Below are 26,047 nucleotides of genomic sequence, written 5' to 3' on the forward strand. Positions count from 1 at the left end.
TTTTCATACTGATGACAGGTTATTCCTCTATTCCATAGCTAATTAAGTTTGTAAATATGCGGTATCCACCTGGCACCTGGTTATCAATTTGTCGGTAAAAGACGAGGTTTGTATATAAATATGTTCCTTCGCCATAATTAGCGAGGAGAATTCCACCATCAAATGCTTCTTCGCCTGGGTCTACCATCTGAACGAAGGTTTCATATTGATCGCTCCAATTCATTGGAAAATACAGGCCGCGTTCCTGTACCCAATTGTCCCAATCACGATCGGTTATGGTATTTGGATAGTTGAACAGCTTATGATTTGGCTTGGTCATGGTTACGGCTGCATTTTCATCTGTAACACGCCATTCAATCGAAGGCTGACCAATTTCGAGCTGATAAGGCGCAGAGCTATTCGTATCCCAATTGTCCCAAGGCTTATGATATTGCACAACTAAATGTCCGCCATTTTCTACATATTCTAGTAGGCGAGGATTGTTTTGAACGAGATCCTCGCGTGAAAGGTTCGCTCGAATTCCAGTGACAATAGTATCATATTGAGTTAAGTCGCCAGTAGCTAAATCGGTTTCAGTTAGCTTTGTAATATCAAATCCAGCATTTTGAAGGTAGTCGGCAACTTTATCAAATCCACTTTCAATGTAACCAACTTTCAAATTATCTGGCTTTAGTAATTCAAACGCTACACCATCTGCCTTAGCTTCATATAAGAAATAGGAATCGTTAATGTGCTCATACTTTATTTCCTGCACCGTTTTTGTAAATGTTTTCCCATTAGCACTCGCAATTGCATCAATAGAAAAATCGCCTGCTTCAACCTGAGCCGGTGGGTGAACTGTAAATGTCAGCTCTTTTTCCTCAAAACGGTTATGAAACGTTACTTCTTGTTGAGTAGGCTCACTCGTCCAGCCATCTGGAAGTTTTAATGATACGTTTCCATCTATTTTGCTGTTCGTATAGCTTTTAACGTTCACGCGGACTGGAATTTCCTCCTGCACCGCAGCGGTATTCACCGTAATATTTTCCGGATCTAGCTTTACGCTTAGCTCTGGAAGTACTGAAACCGTATTATCAAGATCAACAACCTTCACAGTTGTTACGCCTTGTTCTTTAAAGGATACCTCCGCTTGCACGATTGGATCATCATAGGCTGCAAACAATTCAGCATCCTCAGGTACATTTACTTTAAAGGTTACTGTTTTTGTTTCATTTGGTTTTACATGTTTCAAATATTTTTCATTTTGCTGGTTCCAGCTTTCTGGAATAGCAATGCCCGCTTTCATGTGGTGTATTTTCTTTGCTCCCTTGTTTGTAATGGAAACAGAAATAGTTGCTTCTTCTCCTGGCGTTAGTACTTGTGAATTAATATCCGTTTTAACCTCAAGGTCGGCAGCAACAAAGCTAACGTCCTGCAGCTGCTTTTCCTTGATTTCCAGCTTATGCACTAAATCGTTCTTCACTGTTTCCGATAAGTCGGCCCGTTCGCTAAATTTCAATAGCTTCCGAACATCTTTTAAAGCTTGTTGAGATTTTGGCAATACGTGTGCACGATTTGGATATGCTTCAACAATGTCCTCGAGCGCTTCCTGTAATGCTTCGAGTTGTTCACTAAGACGTTCATTGTCAGCTTCAACGACTTCTGCCCAATCCTCAAAATTATACGGAATTCCGCTGAAAAGGTCTGCTTCTTCATCATTTAAAACTGTCGTTACAAGCTCTAGGTGCGTTTGGCGTGGCTCAGCTGGAATGTCTTTTCCCATCCCTTGGCTTTTATGCATATAGCGAGATGCTTCTCCAAGCTGTGGGTAAGTCATGTCATAAATTGGATCATAATCACCTATTTCAATGGAAGTTGTTGCTGTTTCCTCAGATACTGCAGGTAAATAAAACTTTTTCACTTGCCAAACGTGTAGACCATCTTCAAGGTGCTCTGGAAAAACAGATGGATCTGCGGCATCCTCAAATGCTCTTTCACTTAAAATTGTCATTGCCCGGTGATGTCCATGCTGGCTGTTAACGTTGCGGAAGGAGGGCATAACAATGTCTGGTTGGTACGTACGAATAAAACGAATCAATCGTTCATACGTTACTTCTTCGCCCCATTTTTCTAATGTTTCATTCGGTGACTTAGAAAAACCAAAATCATAAATGGCGTCAGAAGTTGTTTCACTTAAATGGAAAGCCTTCACGCCAGTAATTTTTGCAGCCTCCACCATTTCATTAGAACGAATAATTCCAAGTGCGTTTCCTAGTTCATTGCCTATTTCATTTTGTCCACCTTCTCCGCGATTGGCAATTAAGCTAGCAGTTTTCACGCCAAGACCTCTTGATAAATAAGCTAAAAAATCACTGCGCTCATCATCTGGATGCGCCCCCGTGTTTAAAAAAGTGACAGTTGTCTGCAACGGGTTAACAACATTCCATAGCTCGACATCATGTTTCTCACTAACTTTGGCAAAACTGGATGTTGGTAGAAGTGTAAGGAGTGCAACCAACAAGATATAAAGTGTTTTTTTCATTTTTTGTAACCCCTTTCATTTTAGTGTATCCTAATTAAAACAGTACCTCCTTTTCGCAATAAGTTGGTTAGTTAAATATACTAACTAACCAGTCAAGCAATACCACTGCTAATATTTTAAACCGTAGCATGTACGAATAATGTTGTAAATATTACAAAAGTTCTATTTGTTTACGATTAATAGGTCGTAAGTAAGAACCACTTTACTTATAAAAACATAAATCAAAACATCCATGCATAGCTTAGTTCTAAGCCTGCGAAGAAACCGAAATCCAAATAAAAAATATTTTTTAATAATTTAGTACTTTACAAATGATAGGGCTTTCATATATTATGTTATACGACAGATGGTTAGTAAGTAAACTTTACTAACTAAAGTAAAAGTAAGCACATAAAAAAGTTACGAGGGAAAAGGAATGAAATAACAAAATTAAGGGGCTTATGCAATGCAGAAAGGAAATGCAGCGTACATAAAGAATATGAACAAGGAAATGATTCTCCAATGTGTAATAGACGAGCAATCTACATCTAGAGCAATGATTGCGAAAAAGCTTAATTTAAGCAAGCCAACCGTTTCAGCGCTTGTGAACCAGCTTATTGAAGAAGATTGGATTCACGAAATGGGTAATGGTGAATCGTCAACAACTGGAGGAAGAAAGCCTGTTAATCTCAAATTCAATCCGAAAAAAGCATATGTGATAGGGATTGATATTGGCGGAACAAAGGTAGCATCTGGAATTACTGATTTAAATGGAGAAATATGTTCCTACCGTGTTTTTTCGACACAGGAACATATGAAGCAGGATCGACTGTTTGAAAAGATTCGAGATCAAATTGAAGAAATGAAGGCCGAGCTCGATATTGATGACAAATTAATTCTTGGTATGGGAGTTGGCATACCAGGGGTGACGAATGTAGAAACAGGAATTGTCCATGAGGCACCAGCTTTAAAATGGAAGCGTTTTCCGGTTCGTCAAAAACTAAGTGAGATATTTCCATATCCAATTTTTGTAGATAACGATGTAAATATTTCAGTGCTAGGTGAGCATTGGAAGGGTGTGGGCAAAAAGAAGAACAATCTTATTTACATTGCAATTGGAACAGGGATTGGAAGCGGTATCATGATTAATGGGGAACTATACCGTGGAAGTAACTATGGTGCTGGAGAAATTGGCTATATGGTAACAGATAGGGAATACGCGAACAGCTACCACCCTGTATATGACGGTTATGGCTTTTTAGAGAGTGTTGCTGGTGGAACTTCAATTGGGGATGCGATGACAAGCCGGCTTGGAAAAGAAATAACTGCAAAAGAGGCTTTTGAGCTTTATCGAGCAAAGCATCCGATTGCAATAGAAGTGATTGATGCAGCAATCGAAAATCTTTCCCTAGGAATTGCCAACTATATTTCATTACTAGATCCAGAGATTGTCATTTTAGGAGGTGGTGTTAGCGAAGCGTATTCATTGATTGAGCAAAAGATGAAGCATATCATTGAACGTTTTACACCTAGAAACTGTGATGTCGTTCGAACAACCTTTGGAAGAGAAGCGGGCGTTATTGGAGCTGTCGCACTGTTTTTGAAGGAATACGACAGTATTTTTAATATTTAATGGAGAGGGGTTATTTTAGTGAAGAAGATTAGAAAAAGTGGCTTAGTACTTATTATGGGAATCATTTTTAGTTTCGTGCTAGCCGGGTGTATGGCTGGTGGAGATGATAAAAAGGATGATGGAAAAGATGCAGCAAAAGATGGAGATAAAGAGCTTGAGGAAAAAGTAGTCGTTTATTCTCCGCATGGAAAAGATATTTTAAGTGATTTTGAAAAGCAATTTGAAGAAAAGTATGGCATTGAAATGGAATTTTTAGATATGGGATCACAGGAGATTCTTGACCGTGTGCGCTCGGAAAAAAATAATACCCAGGCAGATGTATGGTGGGGAGCTCCTCAAGTAAACTTTGATCAAGCGAAGGATGAAGGACTTTTAGCAGAATATAAGCCTTCCTATGCTGATTCAATTGATGAAATGTATCATGATGCAGACTGGATGTGGTCTGGAACGTCTATCACACCAGAAGTAATTTTATACAATTCAAAGGAAATTTCTGCTGACGAAGCGCCAAAGGATTGGGACGATCTACTAGATCCGAAATGGGAGGATGAATTAATCATTCGTTATCCATTAGCATCAGGAACGATGCGTACCATTTATTCCTCGATGATTTATCGTACGTATAAAGATACAGAGGATCCGTCAGAAGGCTATGAATGGTTGAAAAAGCTAGATGCAAACACAAAGGAATATTCAGCAAATCCAGAAATTATGTACAATCAAGTAGCTAAAGGTGTAGGTACTCTATCTGTTTGGAATATGCCAGATACAGTCATGCTTGCAGAAGAAAAAGGCTATCCGTTTGATTATGTTATTCCAGAGAGCGGTACACCTGTTTTAACAGAAGGTATTGCTATTGTTAAAGATGCACCACATCCAAAAGCAGCTGAAGCATTTTACGAATTTGTTAATACTCCGGAAGCAGCTAAGCTGCTAGCAGAGAAGTATTATCGTATTCCAACGCGTGAGGATGTAACAGATCTTCCAGAATGGATTACAAAAACAGAAATTAATCCAATGGATATTGATTGGAAGCTATTCCAAGAAAAATCTGATGAGTGGATGGAGCATTGGGATAACAACATTAAAAATGCAAAAAAAGATAAAAGTGAGTAAACACAAGTAAACTAGTAATCTAGGTGGAACGAATTACTCTTAAGTCGTTTCACCTCATTACTAGGTAATAAATGAACCATCAGGATGAAGGAAATAATGCTTTTCTATTTCCGGGAGATAAAGGGAGTTGTTGTTCATGTCAACAGTGCATTTATCAGAAATAACGAAGCAATTTGGTAGTGTAGAGGCAGTTAAGAAATTAGAGTTGACGATTAAAGAAGGCGAGTTTTTCACATTTCTAGGACCTAGTGGATGTGGAAAAACAACAACTCTTCGTATGATTGCCGGCTTCTACTACCCTACAAAAGGTAAAGTCAAATTCAATGAGAAGGATATGACTACCGTTCCACCAGAAAAAAGGAATACAGGCATGGTGTTTCAAAACTATGCATTGTTCCCTCATATGACCGTCTTCGAAAATGTAGCTTTTGGCCTTAAAGTAAGAAAAGTGAGTAAAGCTGAAATTAAAAAACGTGTAGAGGAAGTTCTTAAAAAAGTTCGACTTGATCAATATATTGAACGGCAAGTTAGCCAGTTAAGTGGTGGACAGCAGCAGCGTGTCGCACTTGCTCGTGCATTAGTAATCGAACCAGATATTCTATTGTTAGACGAACCTTTAAGTAATCTTGATGCACGATTGCGTGATGAAATGCGGGCAGAGATTTTACGCTTACAGCGAGAGTATGGGATTACAACGATTTATGTTACGCATGATCAAGTTGAGGCATTGTCGATGAGTGATCGAATTGCCGTGTTTAATTTTGGTGAATGTCAGCAAGTAGGTACACCAACTGAAATTTATAATGAGCCAGTAAATGACTTTGTCGCTGAATTTATTGGCGAAACAAATTTACTTCCAATTCAATTTGAACAAAAAACAGAAAATCAAATCATTTACCATTCAGAGCAACTAAATGGTGCTGTGCATGTACAAAATACAACAGGAAACATTGCGAAGCATGAAGAAAGCGATGCATTGTTAATGTCGATTCGTCCAGAGGCAATAATGGTATCCACAGAGGAATTAACAGGGGAAAATGTTTTTTCTGGAACGGTTGAACTCGTTCAGTTTACTGGTGCAGCTGTTCATACGACTGTAATGGTAAATAATTCGATTAAGATCCAGACGACTGGCTTGAATCAAGGGCCAAGTACATATTTAAAAGCAGGTACGACAGTATACGTGAAGCTGCCAGCAGACCAAATTAGAGTGGTTCCAAAGGCAAAGGAGTGACATGCATATGTTAAACGCAGAAAAAAGAAAAACGATTCTACTGTTAATACCTGTTGCCTTAATTCTAATTGGCTATGTACTGTACCCATCGATCGAAACGATGCTAGAAAGCTTTAAGAAAAATGGTGTTTTTTCATTACAAAACTATCAGGACTTTTTCGGAGCTAAATCAGCAGCAAATTTTGAAGCACTTTGGAATTCCGTATATATTTCTTTGTTATCAGTCTTTTTTAGTGCATTAATTGGTGTTCCATTAGCATTTGTTTTTAATCGATATGATTTTCCAGGTCGGCAATTTTTTTCGAATATCGCAATTATGCCGATTGTTTTGCCTTCACTTGTTGGCGTTATGGCGTTCATGTTTTTATATGGAGAAGCAGGACTTGTTCCAAATGCGATAAAAGACATACTTCATTTAGAAAATGTCCCATTTAGTATTGGAGGCATTTCAGGAATATTAATTGTCCATGCATATACGATGTATCCGTATTTCTATATGACGACATCTTCTGCCTTAAACAATCTTGATCCGTCACTTGAAGAAGCCGCGTTTAATCTAGGTTCAAGTCGATTTAAAGTGTTTTGGAAGGTTACTTTTCCATTATTAACACCCGGGCTTGTGGCCGCATCGCTTTTAGTGTTCATGGTTTCCATGGCTTCTTTTAGTGCGCCATTTTTACTTGCGGGAGGCTACCGTGTATTAAGCTTACAAATTTATTTTTCTAAAATAAATGGTGATTTAGAAATGGCTGCCACACAATCGGTTATTCTATCCGTTGTATCGATTTCTTTCTTGTTGTTCATGCGCTGGTATCAAGGAAGAAAGGATTATCGCATGGCAAGCAAGGGAATTGGGGCACATCGCAGTGAGGTAAATAACCCGCTTTTAAAATGGTCGATGGTAACACTCGGAATTATCGCGATGATTGTTCTCCTATTACCACATGTCACATTATTAGTATTGTCTTTAGTGCCAGAGGGGGCTTGGACATGGCAAACATATCCAACAGCATTTAGCCTCGAAAACTTTAAATTGCTCTTTGAAGATCCGAATATTTGGGATCCAGTCAAGCATAGTTTGATCATGTCATTTCTTGCTTGTTTTGGAGTCTTTATCTTTGGAATTATCACCTCCTATGCTTTAGTAAAACGAAAATTTATCGGGAAAAACCTACTCGATATTTTAGTAATGATTCCGTGGGCACTACCAGCAACAGTTGTTGGGATGAACTTAATTTTGGCATTTAACGAACCATCTGTCTTTTCTTTTGGGAAAATTTTAGTAGGAACATTTTGGATTTTACCGTTAGCCTATTTTGTGCGATTTTTACCATTAGTTGTACGATCAACGAATGCCGTTCTAGAACAAATGGATGATTCCATTGAAGAAGCTGCACAAAATTTAGGAGCAAAATGGTTTTATACATTTCGCCGTGTTGTGATTCCAATCATAATGCCCGGCGTATTAAGTGGGACCTTGTTGGCGTTTGTGCAAGCAGTCGGCGAATTTCCAACTTCCGTATTACTGTACACGTTAGGTAATAGGCCAATTTCGATTGAGATTATGAACCAGCTGCGCATGTTTAACTTAGGGCAAGCAGCAGCATATGGAATGATTCAGGTAGGTCTCATCGCAATCGTAATGTTCATTGCTTATCGATTCTTTGGGGTTAAAACCGAAAACACTTTGTAGCCCGTTCTGGGTAATGAGAGGAAAATGTTGGTGGAGACTTGAGCGAGCATTTGGAAAGAGTTGCTGGGGTCAATCAAGCTGGAGTTGAGTCAGGTGGGAATGTGTTAGATTCAATTGAGAAGTAGTTGGAATTGATCGAGTGCAATGTAAGTCTCTCAATCTCGAATCTTCAATATAGTTGAACGCTAGCTAATGTTCAAAATCAATTTTATCTAGTTTCAAGAGTTAAAGCTAGATAACAAGAAGGCTAAATAAACGACAATCACAATGTAAACTTGAGGTGCTTTATAAATGAGTTCATTTAAAGATCAGTTTGAGCAAGCAGACGGTTTGAAATTTCCTGGGAAAACATATGTAGAAACATTACTTCAGCCAGTGTTCTACGATCAGAAAAAGTATCTATTTGATGCCATGTTTTTAATTCATAAAGCACATACGACGATGCTTTCCGAACAAGGGATATTATCTAAGTCAGAAGCAGAACAGATATTAAAAGGTGTTGCAGAAGTTGAAAAAATGGATCGCGCTTCGATTGAGTATTCAGCTGCATACGAGGATTTGTTTTTTTTAGTTGAGTCACGAATAGGTGAAATTATTGGACAAGAGCTTGCTGGGAAAATGCATATTGCAAAAAGTAGAAATGATATGGGAGAGGCGATGTATCGGATTGTGCTGCGTAATTATTTACAGGAAACCATTCAAAATACGGCAGCACTTAGTGAAGCAATCCTAAATCAAGCAGAGCAGCATGTTCATTCGATTATGCCTGCCCATACACATACACAGCCAGCACAGCCGACCACGTTTGGTCATTATCTAGTAGCGATTTATGATAGTTTGCAGCGGGATATTGAGCGATTAAAGCATGCATATAACACGGTAAATCAATCTCCAATGGGAGCAGCGGCGATAACTACTTCTGGATTTCCTATTAATCGTGAGCGGATGGTAGAATTACTTGCTTTTGATGGAATGATAGAGAATTCCTATGATGCAATTGGTGCTGGAGACTATTTAATCGAGGCAGCGCAAGCGCTTGTAAGTACCATGACAAATATCGGAAGATGGCTACAGGAGTTTCTAAGGATGACTTCCAAGGAAGTAGGATTATTACGCGTTTCGGATGCGTATGTTCAAATAAGTAGCATTATGCCACAGAAGCGAAACCCTGTTTCTATTGAGCATTCGCGATCGATTGCATCGAGTGCAGCGGCAGAGGGATTAGCTGTTGTTCATATGATTCACAATACACCATATGGTGATATTAATGATACAGAAGATGATTTACAGCCGCATTTATATAATGGCTATGAAAAAGCAAATCGTGTGTTACGCTTGATGCGCGCGGTTGTACTAACAATAACCTTCAACAAGGAACGAGCACACCAACAAGCAAGAGAAAACATGATTACGATAACAGAGTTGGCTGATGTTTTAGCACGTGATTATCGTGTGTCGTTTCGAAAGGCACATCATAAAGCAAGTATTATAGCCCAAAAAGCACAGGCACAACAAAAAGAGCTATATGAAATATCACTTCACCAAGTTAATGAGTGGCTCGAAGATATTGAATTAACGGCAGAGGATTGGCAACAAATCGTAGATCCAACATGCTTTGTAGAACGTAGAAAAGTAACAGGCGGAACAAATCCTGCAGTTGTATCTGATATGATCCAACGAAGGAGAAAGGTAATGCAAGCATAATAAAGTATAGTCATGCGGAAAGACGATTTGTTTTAGGACAAATCGTTTTTTCAAATTCGAGCGAGAAGCGCCCAAATTCGAGCGAGAAAGCTGTGAACTCGAGCGAGACCGAACAAAACTCAATCGAGATCGGATGAAACGATCAAGAATCATCCAATTTCGATCAAGAATCGCTCGAATTCGATCAAGAACCACCCAAATTCGATCAAGAACCACCCAAATTCGATCGAGAAGCGGGTGAAACGATCAAGAACCATCCAAACTCGATCAAGAACCACTCGAATTCGATCAAGAACCACCCAAACTCGATCAAGAAACACTCGAATTTGATCAAGAACCACCCAAATTCAATAAAAAATCCCTTCGTCCGAAGTTTGGGCGAGGGGATTCGCATTTTCTGTAACTGTTTCCTAGTCTTTTTGCCTGCGATATTAGATATCCTCACTTCATCCCCCTTCCGAACTCCCGCCTCTAATTCATTTGCCCTAAGTAAGCTAGGCATAATCTATCAATTTTCAGCAATAAAAGGATTCTATCTTGACTATGAAGCTAGCATTAACCATTATTGGAATTATCAAATAATAAAGGAGGGTAGCTACATTTTTAAGCGTAGGATTATATTTTGATAGGGAGCTGAAATGAATGAAGAAGGTATTAAGCTTTACAATGGTATTGATGACGTTTCTTTTTACAATGCTTGCAGGGACAAATCTTGCTTTTGCAGCTTCAGAGCAACCTACTTTAAATCCGAATCGAATACTGAATGTAGCACACCGCGGCGCATCTGGGCATGCCCCAGAGCATACGATGATAGCCTATGAACTAGGTGAGGAGATGCATGGGGACTATATCGAGCTTGATCTACAAATGACAAAGGATGGCGTACTCATCGCGATGCATGATGAAAGAGTCGATCGGACAACAAATGGGACAGGCTATGTAAAAGATATGACTTTAGCAGAAATCAAAGCGCTAGATGCAGGTTCTTGGTTTAATGAGAAATATCCTGATAAAGCAGATCCGGATTTTGTTGGCCTCGAAGTACCGACGCTCGAGGAAGTTGTTCAAGAATTTGGTAGAGGCTCGCGCTACTATATTGAAACGAAATCGCCTGAGGTTTATCCAGGGATGGAAGCGGAATTAATCAGAATACTAGAAAAGTATAAGCTACTCGGAGTTAATGGCCCTTCGAGTAAGGTGCTACTACAATCCTTTAGTCCACAAAGTCTACAAATCCTGCATGAGCTCAATCCCAATGTGCCACTTGTGCAGCTAATTTCCTATAAACAGCCTGCAACGATTACAGATGAAGAACTAGAAGAGATTAAAAGCTATGCAGTAGGAATTGGGGCAAGTCATACGAAAATTGACCAGGCCTATGTAGAGAAAGTAAGAGCACATGATTTGCTAATGCATCCATATACGGTTAACACACGAGCCGATATGGAAAAAGTACTCGATTGGGGTGTAACAGGAATGTTTACCAACTACCCTGATATATTGAACGATGTTCTTAAAGGCAGAAACGATTAAAAGTAATAATTAAATATTGTTAAAAAATTTTGTTTATTTTGTATTTACAAAAATGAAAACGTTTGCTAAAATAAAAACCAATTGAATATCTCTCAGAGAATCCAGGAGAAGAGAACTAATTGAAAACCCTTTCTTACTTATCAAGGGGGGCTCTTTCTATTATTCTCTTCTTTTTTAGGGTTAAGGGAGATATCAAAATAAAGGGGGAACAACATTGAAAAAAGTCTTATTCTACGCACTGTCTGTTTTGTTTTTATTCAGTATTTTATTATTATCCGCATGTGCTGGCGATAGCTCAGGGGATGGTGGAGAAGGTGGAGGGGATAAACCAATAACACTTTATTCACCGGAAACACCAGATTTAACGAAGGAGCTAGCACAAAAGTATGAAGAGCTGTATGGACAGAAGGTAAATGTTGATTATGCTGGAACGAATGTGTTGGTCAATAAGATGATGGCGGAAAAAGGGAATCCACAAGCTGATGTTTGGTATGGCGGAGGTGGAATTCTACCATTTGAAGCCGCTGTAGACAAAGATATTATAACAAGCTATATTCCGAAAGATGCTGAGGATTGGGAAGTTGTCGAAAATGGCATTAAGATGAAGCATCAGGATGGCTATTATGTTGGAACAGAAATGTTTGTACTCGGGTTCTCTTATAATACAGAGCTCGTTTCAGAGGAAGAAGCACCAAAGACATGGGAGGATTTGCTAGATCCAAAATGGGAAGGAAAAATTCAATTTTCCAATCCAGCAGCATCTGGTACTGCAACATTAATGGTGTTGAGCTATATGATGGAGCATGGCGAAGAAGCTGGTTGGGAATATTTCCAAAAGCTTGCTGCCCAAGCAAACTCAATTCCTGATTCTGGTTCTGGTCCAACAAAGGGAGTTGCAATGGGAGAGGCACATATTGGGATTGGCTTTGATTTTATGGCATATGAACACCAAGCAAATGGGGAAACCGTTGATTTCGTTGTCCCAGAGAAAACCCCAATCTTAGTAAACCCAATTACACTTGTAAAGGACGCTCCAAATCCAGAGGGCGGAAAAAAATTCATGGATTTCATGCTTGAGAAAGAAGCACAGCAAATTTTAGCAGATTGGTACCATATTCCAATTAATCCAGATGTAGAATCAAAAACTCCGTTATCATTGGATAAGATTAAGGAGCATGCAGTTGATCTAGATATTGATTGGGTTAATGAGAATTATGACCGTATTCGCAATGAGTGGAAAAATAAAATTAACTAAGGGGAAGTTGATAGTATGGGGTCAGTTGTAGTCGAACAACTAACAAAGAATTTTTCAGGGGTAACTGTACTTCAAAACATAAATTTGGACATTAAAGAGGGCGAGTTTTTTGCCCTCCTTGGTCCTTCAGGCTGTGGGAAAACAACGACAATGCGCTGTATAGCCGGTTTTGAAAAACCATCAAGCGGTACGATAAAAATTGGTGATACGAATGTGAATAAGCTGGCACCAAATCAACGCAACTGTGGAATGGTGTTTCAGAGCTATGCATTGTTTCCACATATGAATGTATTTGATAATGTTGCTTACAGTTTAAACATAAAGCACTTAAGAAAGAGCAATGTGTTCAAAAAGCTTGGCGTTTATACCCGAATGCTTAACAGTAAGATAATGAAGTACCCAAAGGATATCGAACAAAAGGTAATGGATATTTTAGCGTATGTTGAGCTTACCGATCATGCAAAAAAACTAACGAGTGAGCTTTCAGGTGGGCAGCAGCAGCGTGTTGCGTTAGCAAGGGCTTTGGTGATGGAGCCAGATGTGCTTTTAATGGATGAACCATTATCCAACCTTGACTTAAAGCTACGGCATACGATGCGAAACACGATTCGTAAAATTCAGCAGGATTTAAAGATTACGACCATCTTTGTAACGCATGATCAGGAAGAAGCGATGAGTATGGCTGATCGGGTAGCAGTTATGAAGGATGGCGAGATCCTGCAAATCGGTACGCCTACAGATCTATATAGTAATCCGAAAACACCGTTTATTGCTGATTTTGTCGGAACATCAAACATTATGCCTGGTACGGTGTTAAACCGAGAAAACGGAATGACGACGATTCAAATTGGCAACCAACAAATTAAATCGACGCTTGCAACCGAACTCCAGGAGGTGCAAGTAGTCATTCGGCCGGAAAATATTAATGTCCTTGATGAGAAGGAAGCCGATTATGATAATGCCTTTGAAGGAATTATCCAGGTTGCGACGTATCTTGGATCAACCGTGCGTTATGACGTTAAAGTTGGTGAACATGAGTTAGTAGTCGATACGACGTATGAATCTGGAGATAGCATCTTATCCACTGGAGCCAGTGTTAAATTAAGTGTCTCTCCAGAGAGGGTGTTGCTCATATGAATTGGCTAAAGCAAACCTTTACCGGAATTGGAATTGTACGATTGCTTGTTTATGCATTCTTTATTTTATTTTTAATCCTGCCGTTAGTTTCTGTATTTTTAGTTGCCTTTACAAATGAGCCGATTAATTTATTTGGATCGCTTATTAGCTTGGACACGATGCAGACGACGATTGAGCAGTTTAAAAATGCGACACTCGATAATTTTAAGGCGATTTTTTCACAAGGGCATTATTTCGATGCATTAAAAAATAGTGTGTATCTTGCCTTTATGGTTTCTGTTATCGTTTTACTTATTTGTGTGCCAATTGCATACGGGATAGCACGTACGAAAATGCCCTTTAAACGGACGATCAGTGCGTTATGTACCATTCCATTAGTTGTTCCAACCTTTATTTCTGCATACGCATTTATCATTATGTTTGGTAGAGCTGGTTGGGTGACTTATATTTATCAAGCGCTTGGAGGAGAAGGATTACTAATCGACCCTTATTCGATGACAGGAATTGCAATTGTGCAAGTATTCTTCTTTTTCCCATACGCCTTATGGCCAATGGTAGCAGCGTTTAAAATTAGTGATGTCTCACTAGAGGAAGCATCACGAAATATGGGAGCAAAAAGCTGGCTAACCTTTATTACCGTTACATTTCCACTAGCCATCCCTGGAATGCTTTCAACAGCTTTAGTCATATTTTCGGTGAGCTTTTCCGATTTTGGTACACCGATTATTTTAGCGCCAACCGACTTGAACTTATTAGTTGTTGAAGCGTACCGTGAAATTGCTGGATTTTTTAATTGGGGTGGAGCAGCGATTCTAACGGTCATTATGATTGCAGTAGCAGCGTTTGTTTATTGGATGCAGCATGCATTTTTCAAAGGGAAAAACTATGATGCTGTATCAGGAAAGCCAAAGCAAATAAAGCTGAATGATAATAAAGCATTAACAATTTCACTATCCGCATTTTCAGGTTTTGTTGTCCTCGTACCATTATTGGCGATGGGTACAGTGTTTCTACAATCCATTGCAACGACGTGGGGAAAGGATCCACTGCCAAACGGATATACACTAGCACATTATAAGACAATTTTTACTTCTTCATTGGGTAATATTCAAAACAGCTTAATTCTTGCCTTTGGAGCGCTTGTGCTAAGTGTAATAATTGCAACGTTTGTTTCTTACTTTGTAGTAAGGCAAAATGCAGCGTCCTTAGATTTTATGACAACCGTACCGTTAATTGTTCCTGGAATTGCATTCGGTATCGCGCTTATTCAAACGTTCAATACAGCACCATTACAGCTTACAGGCACAGCCATGATTCTGGTTATTGCTTATACGATTCGTCGCATACCGTATATGATACGGTCAACCGTTGGTACGATGCAATCGATTAAGGCGGATATTGAGGAAGCCGCAGTAAATTTAGGTGCGTCCTCGTTAACTGCGGCAATTACTGTTATTGGCCCATTAATGCTACCAGGTATTGCAGCTGGATCGATTCTCGTATTCGTAACGGTTATTAAAGAAACGAGTGTTTCTATTTTAATGGCTCCAGCAGAATGGGCACCAATGAGCTTAGCTATTTTTCAAAATGTGCTAAGAGCAGAATATTACTCTGCTGCCGCGATGTCGATTGTACTTGTTGTGCTTGTTATCGTTTTACAAGCAATCGCCAATCGGCTTACGAGCAAGCAATCTTCATAATAAATTAAGGTGAAAAGTAGAAGCATTATCATGTGTAAACATCTTTAGGAGGAGCATGCATGAAAAGGGGATTCATCTTTGATTTAGATGGAACGGTATACGTTGATAATAAATTGATTGATGGTGCAAAAGAAGCAATTCATGCATTAAAGCAACGTGGGGATGAGGTCGTTTTTCTAACCAATAAATCAATTGAGACGATATCAGCGTATGTGGAAAAGTTATGCCATCTAGGTATCCACGTAACAGAGAAATCTGTTGTTAGTTCAAACTATTTAGTTGCGCGCTATTTAAAGAAGAAGATGGGAAAAGAAGAGAAAGCAATGGTTGTTGGAGAAGCACCATTGGTGGAGGAGCTGCAACATGCGGGAATAAGCCTAACAACCAATAGCTTCGAAGCGGATTATGTTGTTATCGGCTGGGATCGCGCGTTCACGTATGAAAAGTTAAATGATGCGTTTCAAGCGTGGCGTAATGGTGCGAAGATCGTGGCAACAAATCCGGATCGCACCTGTCCAGTAAATAATGGCCAAATTCCTGATTGTGGTGCCATGATTGGCGCATTAGAAGGAGCGACAGGAGAAAAAATAGAATTAATTCTAGGAAAGCCTTCCCAGCTAGCGGCCAAGTTCATTGCCGAAGAAATTTTACGGCTTCCACCCGAGCGCTGTTACATGGTTGGCGATCGATTGGAAACCGATATAAAGATGGGATTGGATTATGGCATGAATGCAGTACTCGTTTTATCGGGAATTACGGATAAACATATGGTAGAAGCATCCGTTTATAAACCAACATTCATTTTGGATAGCATTCGGTATATTTCAGACCTCCCGCTTAAAGGTCCAGATTCCACAGCTTCGGATTACCAGACGATATAGCGAGCGCGCCAGCTTCTAACCCTTGCATAATTTCATTTTTGTTGCTTACGAGCCCACCTGCGATAATTGGCAGGTGGGTTAATGCTGTAAGCTCATCAATGATATGCGGCATAATTCCAGGAAGTACTTCAATGGCATCCGGCTTACATGTATGGGCAATTTCGATTCCTTTTTTCATCGCATTGCGATCGATAAGAAACAATCGTTGAATCGTTAGTAACCTCGCTTCCTTGGCCATCTTGACCATATTACTTTTTGTCGTAATAATTCCCGCTGGTTGCCAAACATCTGCAATATATTGAATCGCACTTTTTGAATTCGATAGACCTTCAATAAAATCGACGTGAATAAAGCATGCTTTATTCGCTTTCTTTATTTCTTCTACATAGTCATTTACGGTCATAAGATTACCGGTCAATAGAAAGATAATGTTAGCGTTTGCCTGCAAAGCGATAGGTAAATCGCTCTCTTCTTTCACAGAGGCAATAACTTGTGATTGGACAATATCCACGATTTTGCTTCGCATTTCTTATTCGCCTCTCCCATAGTTAAGTATAAAGTAAATTGTAACATTGTTTTGTAATAGTTAGAATAGTTGATTTAAAAAGAAGGGTATTGAGAAATGCTATTTCTTCAAAGTAATCAAAAATCGAGTATAATATGTTACTTGTATACTCGATTATAACTTTTATTATTTTATTCTCCACATTTCCTATAATCCTTATTAAAGCACGTTTGTTCTACACATTGGAAAAAATGTATCCCGAGCTTTTTTATTCCTATAGTAGAATGCTGCTCCGCCAGTTATAAGAAGAAGTGAACCAGCTGCTAATACATAGTTATACGTGCTATTAACGGCTTGCTTGTTCTTTCTATCCTTGTTTTTTAAAAGCGTCTTCAACATCCCTTGAACTCCTTTCTATGTGAACGCTATACATGAGATTTTTGGCGTTCTTGTTTTTTATGTGGGGTCATTTTCAAATGGCGGAGGGTTTTTTTCATCGTTTTTAACTGTAGTTTTAAATTTGGATTTTTCATTTTCAACTTAATCACCTCACAATCGATATTATTGTCAGTTTGAAATGGTGTTTGAAAATTCCAAGATGACTAGATTTTTCGGTTACTGTCATCATACATGAGAGATATTAATGGAGCATGAAGCAATGGTGAAGATATTGTAAAGAATGCCCTCTGTGTTTTATTCGATAGATATCCTCATAAAGTGCTTTTTTGTATGAAGTCCATTTTTGCATTTTCCGCTGTGTTTTATTTGGTCTTATTTCTTTATGCGGAATTTAATATAATCTATATAGGACATAATAACTATAACTAAATAAATGATTTTCTTAAGGAGGTGGCATTATGGATCGTCGAAGTATGGCAGTTTTAAATCAGCTTGTCCAATCAGATTCTTATATAACTATCCAGGAGTTAGCTGCAAAGTTCAATGTATCAAGAAGGACGATTTATAATGACCTTGAGAAAATAAACGATTGGCTTAAAGAAATCGATTTACCTGGTGTTAGACAAATAAGAGAAAAAGGAATTTATTTGGACCAGAACGTAAAGGAAAATATTAGCTCGAAACTGACGATATCGGACAATTCATATTATGAGTTTTCTCATGATGAAAGAAAAGCATGGATTTATATTTATGTTTCGATAGCAGAAACTCCATATTTTTTAGATGACCTTAAGGAGTTATTTCAAGTAAGTAGAAACACTGTTCTAGACGATATCAAGAAGCTAAAAGAAGAAATGGCATTGGAAGACTTAGAATTATTTTCTGAGCATCAGCGCGGCTATCAGATTTCAGGCGACGAAAAAATTATTAGACGTACGTTAATTCATTATTTATCTTTTGTTACCCCTGATAATGGATGGTATAGCCTTATCAACTCGCAAGAATGGAAAACGGAAGATTTACTTCTTCCCTATTCAATCTTTAGTTACGAAGTATTAAATACGTTGCAACATCTGTTACATGATTATGAAAAACAGTCGCGCATTGAAATTACAGATGATGTTTTGAACAGTTTAGTTATTTGGTTCTATTTGTTTTTATATCGTATTAAAAAAGAGAATTATGTAAAAACAGATCCAATTGAAAAAGAAGTTATTCTTACGACAGAGGAATTCAGTGGTGCAAAGAAAATATGCAATGCCCTTGCGAACCAATTACGTTTAGATATTCCAAGTGATGAAGTCTTGTACTTTTCAAAATATTTATTAAGTGCAAAAGTAAACTACAGCCTAGATTTACAACTAGAGAACCAGGAAATGAAGCTACTACGACAAGTGGTAGAAAAAATGGTATCTGAATTTCAATTATATGCAGCAGTTGACTTTCCAGAAAAAAGCCATATGATTCAGAACCTGCTATTGCATTTAAAACCAGCGTTTTATCGGATTAAATATGGTATAAAAATTGACAATGTCTTATGTGATTCAGTCAAAGAAAATTATCCAGAGGTATTTTTGCTTACAAAAAAAGTAATCCATCACTTTGAAAATTTAATTGAACAGCCTGTTCATGATAATGAAATAGCATATATTGCCATGCACTTCGGTGGTTGGCTCCGAAAAGAAGGGGTTGTACTAGAACGGGCGAGAAAGAAACTGCTTATTGTTTGTACGAATGGATTAGGTACATCGCGGATGCTAGAAAGTCAATTAAAAGGATTATTGTCAGATATAGAAATTATTGGTGTAACTTCTATTAGAGAATATGAAAAAATGGAGATTCAAGTGGACATTATTGTATCTACTATCCCGCTTCCAGACAAAGGAGTTCCTGTTTTTGTCGTTAGACCTGTGCTTAGTAATGAAGATAAAGAAGCATTGCTAAAAAAAGTTAATAGTCTTTATAAAAATAAGAGTAAACAACAAATATATTCCGTTGATACGGTAATGGATATTGTTCGACGATACGCCCAGATAGAGGATGACCAAGAATTACGTAAAGAGTTAAGAAGTTATTTTCAGGCACCAATTATTATCGATGATAAGAAAAGAAAGCCTAATTTAAATGTATTGTTACCTGAAGGTCGTATCGTCACGAATGAACGAGTGCATGATTGGAAGGAAGCAATAAAGCTCGCTTCATCGTCATTGATTAAGCAAAATTTTATCAATGAGACGTATGTAGAAAAAATGATTGAAAATATTATATCTATGGGGCCTTATGTCGTTATTTCCGAGAGCTTTGCACTTCCTCACGCCACTGCAGCAGACGGTGTATATAAAACAGGAATGGGCTTACTCCATTTACAAGAGTCGATTGATTTATTAGGGAAATCAGTTCAAGTATTTATTATTTTAGCATCGTTAGATAATGAGCAACATTTAAAAGCTTTATCTCAACTCACAAGGCTTTTATCTGATAAAGAGAATAAAAAGATTGTTCAATCAGGAAATAGGAAAAGAATCATACAGCTTATTAATAACTTTTCAACAGATTAAGATAGGAAAGGGCAGGTGGTTAATATGAAATTCTTAGAGGCAGATCTTATAAAAGTAGATGTAGTTGTTGAAAGTGCAGAAGAAGCAATTCAGGAAGCAGGGAATCTGTTGTTAAATGCAAATCTCATTGAGAAGGACTATGTGGATGCAATGATTAATTCATATCGAAAAAATGGAGCTTATTTTGTTTTAGCACCACAGATTGCCATTCCGCATGCTAGACCAGAGGACGGAGTTAATGAAGCCTCTGTCTCCTTCGTAAAGCTTAAAGAACCAATCAATTTTGGTAATGAGATGAATGATCCTGTTCAATTAGTTTTTGGACTAGGAGCATCCAACAGTGATGAACATTTAGCATTACTAAGAAAACTGACAACTTTATTAAATAATAGTAATAATGTTGATGTGTTAAGAAATGCTAAGGGATATGAGGACATAAAAAAATTATTTTAGGAGTGTGATTTCAATGATAAAAGTATTAACAGTTTGTGGATTAGGACAAGGGACAAGCTTAATTTTGAAAATGAATGTCGAGCAGGTTTTAGGAGAGAAAGGAATACAAGCAGATGTCGAGCACACAGATGTTTCCTCAGCTTCTAGTATGCAAGCTGACTATATTATCACGAGCAAGGAGCTAGCTGAAAGCTTACAAGATCACAGTGCAAAGGTTTTTATTGTAAATAATTATTTTGATATGGATGAAATTAATAAAGCGATTGATGAAAACATGGTAGGTTAAGCAACATTCATATATAGCCTAAAAAATTAATATGAGGAGGTTAACAAAATGGAAGTTATTTTTTGGTTTGCGAAAAACGTTTTTGGAGAACCAGCTATTTTATTAGGATTTATTGTACTTTTAGGTCTCTTATTGCAGAAGAAAACGGCAAGTCAAACAGTAAGTGGTACCTTTAAAGCAATAATTGGGTTCTTAATTATTGGAGCAGGTTCTGGTGTAATTGTTAACGCTTTAACTGTATTTGAGCCATTATGGAAAGAGGTATTTAACCTATCTGGAGAACCTCTTGGAGACTTTATGGGACAAGAAGGTTTTAATGCTAAATACGGAAGTGCTGTCACTTTGGCAATGACGTTAGGTTTCATCATTAACGTTTTACTCGCTAGATTTACGAAGTTGAAATATATTTATTTAACTGGTCACATGATGTTTTGGACAACAACGATTTTTGCAGGAATTGTTATTCAAGCAGTTGGTGATGTTTCATTTATAAAATTAGTGATATTTTTAGCTGTTATTATGGGATTGTATTGGACAATACAGCCAGCACTAACACAGCCTTTTATGCGTAAAATCACTGGTAATGACAATATTGCATTAGGTCATACATCAGCATCTGTAGCTTTGTTAGGGGCTTTAGCTGGTAAATGGTTAGGTAATAAAGAAAATGATTCTGAGAAAATTAAGCTTCCAAAGGGTCTCGAGTTTTTAAGAGATTCTAATGTAATTACAGCAATGACGATGGGGCTGCTTTTCCTGGTAGGAGCAATCATTATTTCCTTTAAAGACACACCAGGTGCACAAGAGCTCATTGCGCAAGCAGGAGAACAAAACTTTATTGTGTACGCATTGATTCAATCGTTTACGTTTGCTGCGGGTATTGCAGTAGTTCTTGTTGGGGTTCGTATGTTTATTGGAGAGATGGTACCAGCGTTTAAAGGGATCGCAACGAAGATTGTTCCAGGGGCAAAGCCTGCTCTAGACAGTCCAGTTGTATTTCCATATGCACCTAATGCCGTAATTCTTGGTTTCTTAGGAGCATTTGCTGGAGCATTAATTTGGTTAGTTGTCCTTGGAAATACGGTTGGTTATATCTTTGTTCCAACAATGATTGTGTTATTTTTCCATTCCGCTACTGCTGGTGTGTTTGGTAACGTAACAGGTGGTGTTAGAGGTGCGCTAATGGCAGGTTTTATTACCTCTACCGTCGTTGCTTGGGGTCAGTTTGTAACAGTGAAAATGCTATTACCGGATACAATTCCTGATACAGCAATGTGGGCTGCGGACTCAGATATGTTTATATTAGGACCAATCATTCGGTTCTTAGCACAGTTATTGTTCTAGATAGGAAGATAAGAGGGGGGATTGGCTTACTTTCCCTCCTTTTTAATGAAATTGAAAGGAGTATGGCATATGAGTTTTATTCGGACATTTACTGGTGATATTGATCCCACATCATTGGGGTTTACTTACTCTCATGAACATCTTGTTTGTCGCCCTCCTTATTGGGTGCAAAAAGAAGCAGATGATTTACTGTTGGATGATAAAGAGAAAACAAAACTCGATGTACTTGATTTTAAAAACTTAGGCGGACAAGCAATTGTTGATGCTACCGCAATAGATTATGGTCGTGATGTACAAGCTGTGAAGGAAATCTCCGAAGAAACTGGAGTAACAATTATTGGTACAGCAGGGTTTAATAAAAGCTTTTTATGGAATGCCCCACTTCCAGAGCATTTAAAAGCTGTAATTGGAGAATATGCAACCTATTATGAGTGGATTGACAATACACCGATACATTCCTTAACAGATTTTGTTATTAAGGAAATTGAAGAGGGCTTGGAAGGCACGCTAATTCGTGGTGGGCAAGTAAAGTTTGGAACAGGATATAACCGAATAACCCCTTTAGAAGAAAAGACGTTACGTGCAGTTGCACGCGCCTATCATGAGACAAAAGCACCTGTTCATTCGCATACAGAAGCTGGAACGATGGGATTAGAGCAGATTGAGCTTTTACAGAGTGAGAACGTAGATCTTGAGCATGTAAGCTTTGGACATATGGATAGAAACCCTGATCCTTTTTACCATGAAGCAATTGCTAGAACAGGAGCATTTTTATCCTTTGATGGGATTGCAAAAATAAAGTACGCTCCGGAAAGTACTAGAATTGATTGTATTTTGGGTCTTGTTGAAAAAGGATATGAGGATCAAATTTTGATCAGTGGTGATACAGCAAGAAAATCTTATTACAAGCATTATGATTATGGCTTAGGATTAGAGTATATCCTTGGAAAATGGGTGTCGCGTTTTAGAGAGGAAGCAAATATGAGAGGCTTTGAAGGTGAAAAACTCATTCATAAATTTTTTGTTGCGAATCCTGCACGCTGCTTTACATTTAAAAAATAACTTCAAGACGGAGTGGTGGTTTCCATGCAATTTCAATTTGAAAACTCTTTTGATGTAAAGGAAAAAATTGATTCATCTCCTATCGCCATATTACCCGTTGGTGCAGTAGAGGCACATGGTCCTCATCTACCTCTAGGGACAGATAATTTATTGGCTGAGCGTCTTTCAACAGAACTTGCTAAACGAGTGAATGGTTTTGTATTGCCGACCTTACCATATGGTCAAGTTTGGAGTCTGCGTAATTTTCCTGGCAGCATTAATATAAGTAATCAATCCTTAATCAACTTTATCGTAGATATTGGTAACAGTTTATATAAACAAGGCTTTAAAACATTTGCAATGGTAAATGGTCATTTAGGAAATGGAACGGCATTAAAAGAGGCAGCAAGGGTTCTATTCGAAAAATGTCCCGAGCTTCGCGTGTTTTATTTTTTTTACCCAGGAATGAACAAAGCAGTAGCTAAAGTTCGTGAGACAGATGCTGCGCATGGAACATATTTTCATGCTTGTGAAATAGAAACGTCTTATATGCTTTATCTGGCACCAGAATTTGTAGACATGGAGAGAGCGATTACCGATATTCCTACTATTCCTATATCCGCAGATGTAACTCCAACTCCTTGGGAGGAATTTACAAGTACAGCGGTATTAGGAGATGCTAAATTAGCAACAAAAGAAAAAGGAAAGTACGTAATAGATATAGCATTGGATAATATGGTGAAAATAATAAAGCAGCTAAGTGAATAATAGATACTTGTTGAGAAAGGAGTGGGTGGCGTGGAGAAGCTTTATGATAAGTTTTTGTTTAATTTTTTAGCATCAAGTGCAAAAAATGCAGCGGATATTATCGAAGCTGGTAAAGGGTATATCGTTCCGGGAATCGTTTCTGACAAGTTTCATTCCATCGAAGCTGGAGCTGCGATGATTAAGGAATTGAAAAAAACTAGTCCAATAGTAAGTGTTGGACTAGGTGGTGGAGGAAATCCGGATAATTGGCGTAAGGTTTTAGAAATAGCTGCTTTATCCGAGCCTGGGCATTTAAATCAGCCTTTTGAAACGGCCAGTTATACAAAAGGATTTTTAGATGCGAAAGGATTACCGAATCAAATCGTGAATGCACTTGTTAAACCTACTGGAACCGTCGGAAAAATTCAATTAAGCTCTGGAAAAATCCTCGATGTCACAACTTTTTTAGAAATCGCTTTAGAGCAAGGGATTGAAAGTATTAAAATGATGCCAGTTCAAGGCAAACAGCATTTAGAGGAACTAATTTATTTAACTTCGCAGGCCTCAATGCTTGGTATCCGTGGTGTAGAGCCTGCCGGAGGGATAGATGCGACGAATATCATTGACATTATTGAAGGTGTTAAGAACATTGATATTGAATTTTTTATGCCACATATTTTTGGTTCTACTATTGATCCAGTAACAGGGGAAACTATTCCTGGAAAAGTAAAAGAAATTATCGAAAAGGTGGTAGGAGTATAATGTTAGAGCAATATTTTACTGAAATTCATCGCTTATTAGAGACAGTTTTACAAAAAGAAGGAAAGCAGCTGAAAGAAGCAGCAACAAAAGTAGCGGAAACAATAGAAAATCAGCATATCATTCACTTATTTGGATGTGGACATTCACATATATTGACTGAAGAAGTCTATTACCGTGCGGGTGGTCTTGTCCCTATTCATCCCATCTTACATGAGCCATTAATGTTACATGAGGGTGCGGTAAGATCTTCCACATTAGAAAGAAAAAATAATTATGCTGAACACTTTATGAAAGAACAGGATATAAAAGAAGGAGATATTGTATTTGTTATTTCTACCTCTGGACGTAATCCAGTTCCTGTAGATGTTGCATTATTTGCAATGGAGCAGGGAGCATTTGTAGTAGGAATCACCTCTATTGACTACGCAACAAGCCAACCATCTCGTCATAAAGATGCGAAGTATCTATATGAAGTAGTTGATTTAGTAATAGACAATCATGCTCCGATTGGAGATGCATTACTAGAGCATGAAAAGATAGCTGTTCGCTTTTCACCTAGTTCAACAGTAATTGGAGCAACGATTCTAAATGCCATTTTTGGGGAATCAATTAAATTAATGGCGGAGCATGGCTTTGAAGCCCCAATATTTCTTAGTGGAAATATTGAAGGATCTGACGAACATAATCAACGATTAATTGATCAATATTCCGGAAGAATTACCCTATAATGAAAAAACAAACGCGCATTTGCACAATGTTTTGTGTGAATGCGCGTTATGCTTATGTTTTATTCTCAATCAAGCAGAGGTCATGATTTGTTTAATTTGTTTTATTTTACTCTCGTCTAAAGTATAAGCAAAATCGTTGTTAACTCTGGCACCAGATCCGAAATGTACTGCAGACGGCTCTCCTTGTACCTGTTGTAAAAATGATTGGAATGACTCTATGCGTAATCCGTGCCCAATCATTAAAGACAAATGTGAATCTCTTGATAAATCGAGTAAATGGTTAATTTCTTTGACCGCATCCGGAGCATTATAATTTCCTCCAGCAGTTAAAATAGTAGTAATTTGCTTAAATTTTGTTAAACACTTTAATGCTTCTACTTGATCACGAGCAAAATCAAATGCACGATGGATGGTTACTTCAAGGTCTCCAGAAACATCTAATAATTCACGTAATACTTCTTCATCTATCGTTTGTTTCGTTGTTAGTGGACCAATAACAATCCCGTTTGCACCTAATTTTTTGACCATGCGAATATCTGATTTCATGGTTTCGATATCATTCTGATTATAGGTAAATGATTGACTATGTGGCCTAATAATAACATTTATCGGTATATCGACAGCTTGAACAGCTGCCTCGATTAAACCATAGCTCGGAGTAATGCCAAGCTCATTCATCGCTGGGCTGAGTTCAATGCGATCAGCACCGTATTTTTCAGCATCTTTTACATCAGTTAGATTTATTGCGATTACTTCCAGAAGCATAGGGAACCTCTCCTTTAGAAATGATCTTATCCCTATCCTATATTAATAACGCATCGTACAACAGACCAAAAGC

General features: G+C 38.1%; 22 protein-coding genes. 18 read left to right on the forward strand and 4 right to left on the reverse strand.

The features are described 5' to 3' along the window. Window positions 1–19: 19 nt before the first annotated feature. Window positions 20–2,521, reverse strand: coding sequence for a PIG-L family deacetylase (locus QBK89_RS00415; RefSeq protein ID WP_284139028.1), 2,502 nt, complete (start codon window positions 2,519–2,521; stop codon window positions 20–22). Window positions 2,522–2,966: 445 nt separating this feature from the next. On the opposite strand from QBK89_RS00415, the gene QBK89_RS00420 reads away from it, so the two are divergent. The 10 genes from QBK89_RS00420 to QBK89_RS00465 all read left to right on the forward strand — a co-directional run bounded on the left by QBK89_RS00420 (window position 2,967) and on the right by QBK89_RS00465 (window position 16,386). Further along, entirely contained in the window at window positions 2,967–4,133 is a 1,167-nt protein-coding gene (locus tag QBK89_RS00420; protein ID WP_284139029.1) for an ROK family transcriptional regulator, read from the forward strand. 18 nt (window positions 4,134–4,151) lie between these two features. Beyond that, entirely contained in the window at window positions 4,152–5,249 is a 1,098-nt protein-coding gene (locus QBK89_RS00425) for an extracellular solute-binding protein (RefSeq protein ID WP_284139030.1), read from the forward strand. 136 nt (window positions 5,250–5,385) lie between these two features. After that, window positions 5,386–6,483: an ABC transporter ATP-binding protein gene (locus tag QBK89_RS00430; RefSeq protein WP_284139031.1), complete on the forward strand. Its 1,098-nt coding sequence runs from the start codon at window positions 5,386–5,388 to the stop codon at window positions 6,481–6,483. A gap of 7 nt (window positions 6,484–6,490) precedes the next feature. Then, window positions 6,491–8,176: an ABC transporter permease gene (locus QBK89_RS00435; RefSeq protein ID WP_284139032.1), complete on the forward strand. Its 1,686-nt coding sequence runs from the start codon at window positions 6,491–6,493 to the stop codon at window positions 8,174–8,176. A 291-nt stretch (window positions 8,177–8,467) separates the two neighbouring features. Continuing rightward, window positions 8,468–9,880, forward strand: a complete 1,413-nt coding sequence (argH, locus tag QBK89_RS00440) for an argininosuccinate lyase (RefSeq protein ID WP_284139033.1) — start codon at window positions 8,468–8,470, stop codon at window positions 9,878–9,880. 642 nt (window positions 9,881–10,522) lie between these two features. Then, entirely contained in the window at window positions 10,523–11,413 is an 891-nt protein-coding gene (locus QBK89_RS00445) for a glycerophosphodiester phosphodiesterase (protein WP_284139034.1), read from the forward strand. Window positions 11,414–11,627: 214 nt separating this feature from the next. Further along, window positions 11,628–12,668 (forward strand): ABC transporter substrate-binding protein, encoded by a 1,041-nt coding sequence (locus tag QBK89_RS00450; protein ID WP_284139035.1) that lies wholly within the window; start codon window positions 11,628–11,630, stop codon window positions 12,666–12,668. A gap of 15 nt (window positions 12,669–12,683) precedes the next feature. Next, on the forward strand, window positions 12,684–13,805 hold the full coding sequence (locus QBK89_RS00455; protein WP_284139036.1) for an ABC transporter ATP-binding protein: 1,122 nt from the start codon (window positions 12,684–12,686) through the stop codon (window positions 13,803–13,805). Beyond that, window positions 13,802–15,505, forward strand: coding sequence for an ABC transporter permease (locus tag QBK89_RS00460; RefSeq protein WP_284139037.1), 1,704 nt, complete (start codon window positions 13,802–13,804; stop codon window positions 15,503–15,505). Before QBK89_RS00455 ends, QBK89_RS00460 begins: the two co-directional genes overlap by 4 nt. 59 nt (window positions 15,506–15,564) lie before the next feature. After that, window positions 15,565–16,386: an HAD-IIA family hydrolase gene (locus QBK89_RS00465; RefSeq protein WP_284139038.1), complete on the forward strand. Its 822-nt coding sequence runs from the start codon at window positions 15,565–15,567 to the stop codon at window positions 16,384–16,386. Here the strand turns inward: QBK89_RS00465 and QBK89_RS00470 are convergent. Together QBK89_RS00470 and QBK89_RS00475 are read right to left on the reverse strand one after the other, a co-directional pair. Beyond that, a complete protein-coding gene (locus tag QBK89_RS00470; RefSeq protein ID WP_284139039.1) occupies window positions 16,343–16,912 on the reverse strand; it encodes a glycerol-3-phosphate responsive antiterminator in 570 nt (189 codons plus the stop codon). The two genes, QBK89_RS00465 and QBK89_RS00470, sit on opposite strands and share 44 nt — an antisense overlap. Before the next feature lie 198 nt (window positions 16,913–17,110). Next, window positions 17,111–17,290, reverse strand: a complete 180-nt coding sequence (locus QBK89_RS00475; RefSeq protein ID WP_284139040.1) for a hypothetical protein — start codon at window positions 17,288–17,290, stop codon at window positions 17,111–17,113. A gap of 458 nt (window positions 17,291–17,748) precedes the next feature. Here QBK89_RS00475 and QBK89_RS00480 point away from each other — a divergent pair, with 458 nt between their 5' ends. From QBK89_RS00480 to QBK89_RS00515, 8 genes are all read left to right on the forward strand, one after another. Continuing rightward, entirely contained in the window at window positions 17,749–19,848 is a 2,100-nt protein-coding gene (locus QBK89_RS00480) for a BglG family transcription antiterminator (protein ID WP_284139041.1), read from the forward strand. 24 nt (window positions 19,849–19,872) lie between these two features. Further along, on the forward strand, window positions 19,873–20,301 hold the full coding sequence (locus QBK89_RS00485; RefSeq protein ID WP_284139042.1) for a PTS sugar transporter subunit IIA: 429 nt from the start codon (window positions 19,873–19,875) through the stop codon (window positions 20,299–20,301). Window positions 20,302–20,317: 16 nt separating this feature from the next. Beyond that, a complete protein-coding gene (locus QBK89_RS00490) occupies window positions 20,318–20,587 on the forward strand; it encodes a PTS sugar transporter subunit IIB (RefSeq protein ID WP_284139279.1) in 270 nt (89 codons plus the stop codon). Window positions 20,588–20,635: 48 nt separating this feature from the next. Beyond that, entirely contained in the window at window positions 20,636–21,931 is a 1,296-nt protein-coding gene (locus QBK89_RS00495; protein WP_284139043.1) for a PTS ascorbate transporter subunit IIC, read from the forward strand. A gap of 69 nt (window positions 21,932–22,000) precedes the next feature. Further along, the gene (locus QBK89_RS00500) at window positions 22,001–22,993 is read left to right on the forward strand and encodes a phosphotriesterase family protein (protein ID WP_284139044.1); all 993 of its coding nucleotides are present in this window, start codon (window positions 22,001–22,003) and stop codon (window positions 22,991–22,993) included. Between the two features lie 24 nt (window positions 22,994–23,017). Beyond that, window positions 23,018–23,740 carry a creatininase family protein gene (locus tag QBK89_RS00505; protein ID WP_284139045.1) on the forward strand — a complete coding sequence of 241 codons (723 nt, stop codon included), beginning with the start codon at window positions 23,018–23,020 and terminating at the stop codon, window positions 23,738–23,740. A 30-nt stretch (window positions 23,741–23,770) separates the two neighbouring features. Next, a complete protein-coding gene (locus tag QBK89_RS00510; RefSeq protein ID WP_284139046.1) occupies window positions 23,771–24,481 on the forward strand; it encodes a KDGP aldolase in 711 nt (236 codons plus the stop codon). Beyond that, the gene (locus QBK89_RS00515; protein WP_284139047.1) at window positions 24,481–25,209 is read left to right on the forward strand and encodes an SIS domain-containing protein; all 729 of its coding nucleotides are present in this window, start codon (window positions 24,481–24,483) and stop codon (window positions 25,207–25,209) included. The genes QBK89_RS00510 and QBK89_RS00515 overlap by 1 nt, the downstream gene beginning before the upstream one ends. A 69-nt stretch (window positions 25,210–25,278) precedes the next feature. Here QBK89_RS00515 and QBK89_RS00520 read toward each other — a convergent pair whose 3' ends face one another. Further along, window positions 25,279–25,974, reverse strand: a complete 696-nt coding sequence (locus tag QBK89_RS00520; RefSeq protein ID WP_284139048.1) for a copper homeostasis protein CutC — start codon at window positions 25,972–25,974, stop codon at window positions 25,279–25,281. Between the last annotated feature and the right edge of the window lie 73 nt (window positions 25,975–26,047).

It is taken from the genome of Virgibacillus sp. LDC-1 (assembly GCF_030137545.1).
Lineage (GTDB): Bacteria > Bacillota > Bacilli > Bacillales > Amphibacillaceae > LDC-1.

Coding starts and splice junctions, on each gene's coding strand:
- QBK89_RS00415 (WP_284139028.1), bottom strand. CDS start 2,521: ATGAAAAAAACACTTTATATCTTGTTGGTTGCACTCCTTACACTTCTA.
- QBK89_RS00420 (WP_284139029.1), top strand. CDS start 2,967: ATGCAGAAAGGAAATGCAGCGTACATAAAGAATATGAACAAGGAAATG.
- QBK89_RS00430 (WP_284139031.1), top strand. CDS start 5,386: ATGTCAACAGTGCATTTATCAGAAATAACGAAGCAATTTGGTAGTGTA.
- QBK89_RS00435 (WP_284139032.1), top strand. CDS start 6,491: ATGTTAAACGCAGAAAAAAGAAAAACGATTCTACTGTTAATACCTGTT.
- argH (WP_284139033.1), top strand. CDS start 8,468: ATGAGTTCATTTAAAGATCAGTTTGAGCAAGCAGACGGTTTGAAATTT.
- QBK89_RS00445 (WP_284139034.1), top strand. CDS start 10,523: ATGAAGAAGGTATTAAGCTTTACAATGGTATTGATGACGTTTCTTTTT.
- QBK89_RS00455 (WP_284139036.1), top strand. CDS start 12,684: ATGGGGTCAGTTGTAGTCGAACAACTAACAAAGAATTTTTCAGGGGTA.
- QBK89_RS00460 (WP_284139037.1), top strand. CDS start 13,802: ATGAATTGGCTAAAGCAAACCTTTACCGGAATTGGAATTGTACGATTG.
- QBK89_RS00465 (WP_284139038.1), top strand. CDS start 15,565: ATGAAAAGGGGATTCATCTTTGATTTAGATGGAACGGTATACGTTGAT.
- QBK89_RS00470 (WP_284139039.1), bottom strand. CDS start 16,912: ATGCGAAGCAAAATCGTGGATATTGTCCAATCACAAGTTATTGCCTCT.
- QBK89_RS00475 (WP_284139040.1), bottom strand. CDS start 17,290: ATGTTGAAGACGCTTTTAAAAAACAAGGATAGAAAGAACAAGCAAGCC.
- QBK89_RS00480 (WP_284139041.1), top strand. CDS start 17,749: ATGGATCGTCGAAGTATGGCAGTTTTAAATCAGCTTGTCCAATCAGAT.
- QBK89_RS00485 (WP_284139042.1), top strand. CDS start 19,873: ATGAAATTCTTAGAGGCAGATCTTATAAAAGTAGATGTAGTTGTTGAA.
- QBK89_RS00495 (WP_284139043.1), top strand. CDS start 20,636: ATGGAAGTTATTTTTTGGTTTGCGAAAAACGTTTTTGGAGAACCAGCT.
- QBK89_RS00500 (WP_284139044.1), top strand. CDS start 22,001: ATGAGTTTTATTCGGACATTTACTGGTGATATTGATCCCACATCATTG.
- QBK89_RS00505 (WP_284139045.1), top strand. CDS start 23,018: ATGCAATTTCAATTTGAAAACTCTTTTGATGTAAAGGAAAAAATTGAT.
- QBK89_RS00515 (WP_284139047.1), top strand. CDS start 24,481: ATGTTAGAGCAATATTTTACTGAAATTCATCGCTTATTAGAGACAGTT.
- QBK89_RS00520 (WP_284139048.1), bottom strand. CDS start 25,974: ATGCTTCTGGAAGTAATCGCAATAAATCTAACTGATGTAAAAGATGCT.